At 46.6% G+C, this 6,873-nt stretch carries 5 protein-coding genes and 1 pseudogene; 5 read left to right on the forward strand and 1 reads right to left on the reverse strand.

The features are described from left to right. From L5M29_RS23405 to L5M29_RS23425, 5 genes and pseudogenes are all read left to right on the forward strand, one after another. Positions 1 to 3,790 (forward strand): Ig-like domain-containing protein (locus L5M29_RS23405; protein WP_263170312.1); only part of this gene is annotated, 3,790 nt, incomplete at its 5' end. A 235-nt stretch (positions 3,791 to 4,025) separates the two neighbouring features. Continuing rightward, positions 4,026 to 4,607: an ADP compounds hydrolase NudE gene (nudE, locus tag L5M29_RS23410; RefSeq protein ID WP_263170314.1), complete on the forward strand. Its 582-nt coding sequence runs from the start codon at positions 4,026 to 4,028 to the stop codon at positions 4,605 to 4,607. Between the two features lie 304 nt (positions 4,608 to 4,911). Next, on the forward strand, positions 4,912 to 5,724 hold the full coding sequence (gene cysQ / locus L5M29_RS23415; RefSeq protein WP_011848162.1) for a 3'(2'),5'-bisphosphate nucleotidase CysQ: 813 nt from the start codon (positions 4,912 to 4,914) through the stop codon (positions 5,722 to 5,724). 7 nt (positions 5,725 to 5,731) lie between these two features. Continuing rightward, on the forward strand, positions 5,732 to 6,175 hold the full coding sequence (locus L5M29_RS23420; RefSeq protein WP_263170315.1) for a GNAT family N-acetyltransferase: 444 nt from the start codon (positions 5,732 to 5,734) through the stop codon (positions 6,173 to 6,175). Between the two features lie 316 nt (positions 6,176 to 6,491). Further along, a pseudogene (locus L5M29_RS23425) lies at positions 6,492 to 6,626 on the forward strand (TetR/AcrR family transcriptional regulator); the annotation flags it as partial. A 33-nt stretch (positions 6,627 to 6,659) separates the two neighbouring features. Here the strand turns inward: L5M29_RS23425 and L5M29_RS23430 are convergent. Continuing rightward, on the reverse strand, positions 6,660 to 6,873 hold a 214-nt coding region (locus L5M29_RS23430; RefSeq protein WP_248943622.1), incomplete at its 5' end, for a transposase.

Raw genomic sequence — 6,873 nt, forward strand, 5'->3', positions numbered from 1 at the left:
GGCGATGACGACGGCAGCCCAAGATGTCGCGTACAGCTACACCTTGACTGCAATTGATTCTGATGTGGGTGATGTATTAACGCTGAGTGCCATCAATAAACCGAGCTGGTTGAGTTTCAACGCGGCGACGGGTTTACTCAGTGGCACGCCGAGCAATGCGGATGTGGGCAGTCATGCTGTCACCTTACGAGTGACGGACACAGATGGATTAACAGCAGATCAATCGTTTAGTATTACAGTCACTAATAGTAACGACGCACCTACCATCACTTCAACAGCAACTACGGCCGCTGTGCAAGAGGCTGTTTACAGCTATACCTTTGCCGCTACAGATGTCGATGTGGACGACGTACTGACATTGAGTGCAGTGACTATACCAAGCTGGTTGAGTTTCAACGCGGCGACGGGTTTACTCAGCGGCACGCCTGGCAATGCTGATGTGGGCAGTCACCCGGTCACCTTACGTGTGACGGACACGGATGGCTTAACGGCTGAGCAGTCCTTTAGCATTACAGTGACTAACGTTAACGATGCGCCTGTTGCGACGAGTGCAAGTGTGACCTTAGAGGAAGATAGCTCTGTGATGATCACGCTTACTGGGGAGGATGCAGATAGTGATCCTCTTACCTATGAAGTGGTGAGCCAACCTGAATCGGGCACTTTGGAGCAGCATGGAACTGTGTGGTTATACACACCGGAGAAAGATTTCAACGGTGCAGATCAGATAAGCTTTATTGCTAAGGATGCTGAACTGAGTTCTGAGCCTGCAACTATCACCATTAATGTCACGCCAGTGAATGATGACCCACAAGCTGTCGATGATAATTACACTCTAGCCAGCACCGCGGATGATAAATACACACTACCTGCGCTAGAGAATGATGTTGATGTGGACGGTGATACTTTGACTATCGATGGCGCGGCGGCAGACATAGGTAGTGTGCAGATTACTGCTGATGGACTCATATTTACTGCCCCTGTAGCTTATGTTGGTCCGGTCGCACTTCGTTATACCATTAGTGATGGTCAGAAAGGGCGCGCAAGTGCAAAAGTCAACTTACTGCTAGAAGGTGGGGAGGCTGACAATTTACCTGTTATTACTGTACCTAGTGATGTTGAGGTTAATGCAACAGGCTTGTTCACTCGGGTGGATCTAGGGTTTGCTAAGGCCGTCGATCGTAATGGTCGTCCACTGCCCGTTTCTTTGGTCGATAAGCGTTTATTTTTTGCCCCTGGTAGTTATCTTGCTTACTGGCAAGCCGTAGATGGTGATGGCAACAAAGCGACTAAGGCTCAGAAAGTAAAAGTGCATCCATTAATTTCCTTGAGTAAAGATCAAGTCGTGGGTGAGGGTAATGAGGTTGTTGTTAGTATTCACTTAAACGGTGTCGCGCCTGAGTATCCAATATCAGTTCCTTATACGGTTGCAGGTTCCGCGGACAGCAATGATCATGACTTAGTCGATGCGGTAGTGGAGATTACTTCAGGTACATTGGCCCATATTCACTTTAGAACCATAGAGGATGGGGAAGTTGAGGCTGAAGAAGATGTGTTGATCAGCCTAGATCCAAGTTTGAATTTAGGCAGTAAGAAGCAAACACAAGTGTCGATCACTGAGGCTAACATTGCCCCGAGTGTGACTCTTGAGGTGACTCAAGCGGGTGAACGTCAGTTGATCGTGGCACAAAATGGTGGCGAGGTTCATATTCATGCGCAGATTAGCGATGCCAACATGAACGATACTTTGACATCTGTATGGTCGAGTGGCGCGCTGAACTTGCAGTCCGATGATGCGGGGATGTTCTTCTTGCCGACAGAGGTCTTGCCGGGCATTTATCCTGTGAGCCTGACTGTGACGGATAGCGGCTTACCCGCGCTGTCTACCACGGAGAAAGTTTATATTGTTGTGCGCCCATCTTTGCCACCTCTGACGGGGACTGATACCGACGGTGATTTGATCCCTGATAACCAAGAGGGATTTACCGATACAGACCGCGATGGCATTCCAGATTACTTGGATGCAATCAATGATTGTAACGTGATGCCTGAAGGTGAGTTGCAGCCTGTGTACTTTCTGGCAGAGGGGCAAGCGGGCGTGTGCTTACGCTTAGGTAATATTGCACTGATGCAAGAGCAAAGTGGTATTCAACTATTACCTAATCTGGTTCCTGAAGACAGTATCGCGGCTAATGTGGGGGGGATTTTTGACTTCATTGCTACAGGACTACCGCAACAAGGGCAGAGTTACAGTCTGGTGATACCACAACGTTCGCCAGTTCCTGCCAATGCAGTATATCGTAAGTATCAAGCCCAAAATGGTTGGAAGGATTTTGTGATTGATGCGCGCAATAGTGTCTCCAGTAGTGAAGGTGAGCGTGGTTTCTGCCCTCCTCCTGGAGATAATCGTTGGACTTCTGGATTAACTGAAGGCCATTGGTGTGTGCAGTTAACCATAGAAGATGGTGGGCCAAACGATGACGATGGCGTCGCTAACCGAACCATTGTCGACCCAAGTGGCGTGTCAGTGATACTCAATGGTAACCATTTACCTGTGGCGAACCCAGATACGGCATCTTTACCTTGGAATCAGAGTCTCGATGTCGATGTGCTCGCCAATGATACGGATAGCGATGGTGATGCCTTGACGGTAACACAAGTCACCAGCGAGTTCGGAACCGTAGTTATCTTGGCTAATCAGCAGTTAAGTTACACGCCAGCAACCGATTTCATCGGTACAGATGTGCTGGTGTATAGCATTACCGATGGTAAAGGTGGTACTGCGAGTAGTGAGTTGACTGTGATTGTTAATGGCAATACGGCACCTACGACGGTGAACGATAGTGCTGCCATAGATGACAGAACGAGCTTGTTACTCGATGTGTTGAGTAATGACAGTGATCCCGATGGAAACGTTTTAACCTTAGTCAGCGCAACCGCGCAGCAAGGAACGGTTTCTGTTGAGTCTAATAAACTACGTTATATCCCTAAAACTGGATTTGATGGAGTAGATACTGTGAGTTATCAGATTAGTGATGGATTGGGCGGCGAAGCAACTGGGCAAGCGTTAATCACAGTTAAGGCATACCAAGATGTGGTGATAGATAACAAGTCGGGTGGAGGCAGTATGTCCTTATGGGCATTAGGTTTGATTCTTACAATGGGTTTAATTCGCCGTAAGGAATTACATAAATTAGTCTTGGGCACTGTGTTGCTCGTAGGCTCCGTTAATCAAGCAAATGCGGCTGATAACTGGTATGTCGAGGGATTTGTCGGGCAAGCTCAGGTTGATAGCAGCAGGCGAGATCTACAGCCACAAGCGGGGGCAGGCTTTGTAACATCGGTTGATGATAAAGATACTGCTTTGGGTGTGAGTATCGGTTATCAATGGACTCCCTATGTTGCCATCGAATTAGGCTATGCCGACTTTGGTAATGGGACTGCGAGGATTGAGGGCGCAAGTCTCACCCCTGAGCAATATCATGAGCAGGTCAAAGCCGTGACGCCAGTTCTGGCCGATGGTGTTATGCTGGGATTACGCTTCACTTTACTCCAACATGAAGCTTGGCGGTTCGAAGTACCCATCGGGTTGTTTAGGTGGCAAGCGGATATCAGTAGCACTATGGGCAATAGCCGTTTAACTACAGAGCTTGATGGTACAGATTGGTATGCGGGCGTGCGTTTTAGCTATCAATTTACTGAGTCATGGTCTGTAGGTTTGGGATATCAATATGTGGATATCGAGCCTAATGATTTCCTCAGTTACCAGCTCAATCTACGATATCAATTTTAAGCGTTAGCATATCAAAAGGGGCATTCGCCCCTTTTTACTATCCAATAAAACATCGTATTTGAGAATATTTTGAAGGTGTTCACTTAAGGCTGAGCTGGGTTTGTGATGCATATCGCAAAGGATTTGTGGCTTACCATTAGGAGCATATAATAAATTCAGGTTGTAGATTAAAGACAGGATAGTAAGATTGTTACTTACCTTATTTAATTTATCGCTTTTTTATCCAGAGGCAGTTATGTCGCAACGGCAGAATAAGCCGGAAATATTGCATACCGAAGTTGTCGCGAGAAGCCGATTATTTCAAATTGAGCAAGTGCATCTTAAGTTCTCCAATGGTGTAGAGCGCCAATATGAGCGCATGAAAGGCGGTAGTCGTGGCGCTGTGATGATAGTGCCTATTCATCAAGGGAAAATGCTACTGGCACGCGAATATGCTGCAGGAACTGATAATTACGAACTCGGTTTCCCAAAAGGTTTGATCGATCCCGGTGAGACAGCAATAGAAGCTGCTAATCGTGAATTACAGGAAGAAATTGGCTTTGGATCGAATAAGCTCACCTTACTGAAAGAACTCAGCCTAGCTCCGGGTTATTTCTCTAGTAAGATGCAAATTTTTCTTGCAGAAGATCTGTATGAGAGTCGCCTTGAAGGTGATGAGCCTGAGCCAATTGATGTGGTGCCTTGGGCGCTCGCCGATTGGGAAGCCTTGCTCGATGATGTCGATTTTTCTGAATCCCGTAGTGTGAGCGCGTTGTTTTTGGCGCAAAAATATTTATACCCAAACAACCTGAAGATGCAGAATTCAGCGGGAGTTTAACGCACTTTAGGCAAGGCGGTTATTTGCAGACCTAGCGGGCTAAGTTAAAAATAACCAACACAGCATAAAGTGCGTTAAAACCCGCCGGGACGGAGCGCCTAGGGCACTCCACTTCGGTGTTGCATCAATTCAAAAGGTGGCCGACATTCTTTCATTGATGCGCCTTGAATTGAAGCACCCTAGGCGCTCTGAAACTCGTATTTTCAGGTAGCTTGGGTATATAACTTAAATAATCTTTTTCCTTTTAAGCGTTCAGAGTTTGCACGCTTGCAAAACATTCGCTCAGCAGGCGATTGGAGTTGTTATGAAGCCAGAAGAGTTGATCGACGAAGTTATTGCGATTGCGACCGATGCAGGGATAACTATCCGTGACATTTATCTCAAAGGTAATTTTGAGCGAGAAATGAAGTCTGACAATACCCCTGTCACTTCCGCAGATTTAGCGGCGAACAAGATCATTTGTGACCGATTAACCGCCTTAACGCCTGATATTCCTGTGTTATCTGAAGAAGCCGCTGACATTCCGTTGAGTGTGCGTGAATCTTGGAAGCGCTATTGGTTGGTGGATCCGCTCGATGGTACGGGGGAGTTTATCGCTGGCAGCGGTGATTTTTCAGTCATTATCGCGCTGGTGGAACACAATCGTCCTGTGATGGGCGTGGTTTATGTGCCGATGACGCAAGTGTGTTATTACGCTATTGCTGGTTTAGGGGCGTACAAACGCACGGATAAACAAGAAGTGCGTATTAGCAGTCGCCAAATTGAGCACCGTGAAAAGGTATCCCTAAGATTGGCCGTAAGTCGCCGTCAGGACCCCCAATCTGTGTTGACCCTATTCAACCATCCCAAACACTGCGAGTTAGTCGTGATGGGGGGCGCAGCGTTAAAGAGTTGTCTTGTCGCCGAAGGTCGTGCTGATTGTTATGTACGAGTCGGACCAACGGGTGAGTGGGACACGGGAGCCGCGCAAATTATCGTCGAGGAAGCGGGTGGACAGCTGATGGATACTGAGCTGCAACCGTTAACCTACAATGAGCGCGAGAGCTTAGAGAACCCTAATTTCATCGTAGTTGGTGCACCCAACTTAGAGTGGGATAAGATTTTAATAGGTGAATGATTTTCAAATGCAGTCTATACGTCCGGTATTAAAGTCAGAGTTATTCGCGGTTTATCAGCTCGAACAGGCCATTTTTGGCGAGCACAGCTATCCCGATTTTTTCTTCCGTCAGGGATTTGATTGTTGGCCAGAGCAATTTTTAGTGGCCGTGGATGCAGATAATCAGCTACAAGGCTATTTGCTCAGTGCCCAGAGTAGCGATCCTAACTGCATGTGGATATTATCTGTCGCAGTGAGTGAAAATGCTCGCGGGAAGGGATTCGGCAAACGTTTGATGCAACAATGTTTAGCCGAGTTGCCCGTGTCAGTTGAGCGGGTGTGTTTAACCGTTGATCCGAGTAACCCTGCCCATGGCTTATATCAGCATTTAGGTTTCATTGATTCAACTTTTGAGGCCGATTATTTTGGCGATGGCGCAGATAGGGTTGTGATGACTTATCGCAGGCCTTAAATCGCGCGCTTATCTTTGAACCAAAGATTATCCTCAAATAAAAATCACCTTTGAATTAAGAATGATTTTTAAATCAAAATAATGGACGGTGTGCTGACTGAGCGCGCCGTTTTTTATGCTCTTTTAGGTGATGTCATCCCACGGTTCCAGTTCGGCTTGCTGAGGGAATCTAATTCGAGTGCCTATCTTTATCCATCATCTTCAATAATATCCTTCATTATTTACCCTCTTCTGTACGTAAAACAAACTTATTTTGAACGTTGTTTTTTATTTTAACTGCTGTTAGTCTCTTGCTATTCAACAGGGGATGAGACCTATGGCCAGACGAAAAGAACACAGCCATGATGAAATTCGCGCGATGGCAATACAAGCGGCAACTGAGTTACTGATAGATCAAGGTGCCATAGGGCTCAGCTTACGCAAAGTGGCCAGCCAAATTGGTTATGTCCCTAGGGTCTGTTGATCTTTGCTGTACAAATGTTGTTCAGCAATACATCGGCAGCCACATTAACATAAACGCCAGTGACACCATACTGGCGTAATTTCTTGCTAGCTTGTCATATCTTGTTGATATTGCTCGATAGTGCTTAATTCTTCCAAAAGCATTCTCCACTAAATGTCGATACCGATATAAGCACCAATCGACTCTTTCTTGAGGTGTATTCTTATAGCGGCGCCTTGGAATAACAGATTTCCCG

The organism is Shewanella sp. SM95, assembly GCF_025653595.1.
Taxonomy (GTDB): domain Bacteria; phylum Pseudomonadota; class Gammaproteobacteria; order Enterobacterales; family Shewanellaceae; genus Shewanella; species Shewanella oncorhynchi.

What these genes read in the sequence shown, in the direction of transcription:
- L5M29_RS23420 (WP_263170315.1), top strand. Translation starts at nt 5,732, where the DNA reads ATGCAGTCTATACGTCCGGTATTAAAGTCAGAGTTATTCGCGGTTTAT.
- cysQ (WP_011848162.1), top strand. Translation starts at nt 4,912, where the DNA reads ATGAAGCCAGAAGAGTTGATCGACGAAGTTATTGCGATTGCGACCGAT.
- nudE (WP_263170314.1), top strand. Translation starts at nt 4,026, where the DNA reads ATGTCGCAACGGCAGAATAAGCCGGAAATATTGCATACCGAAGTTGTC.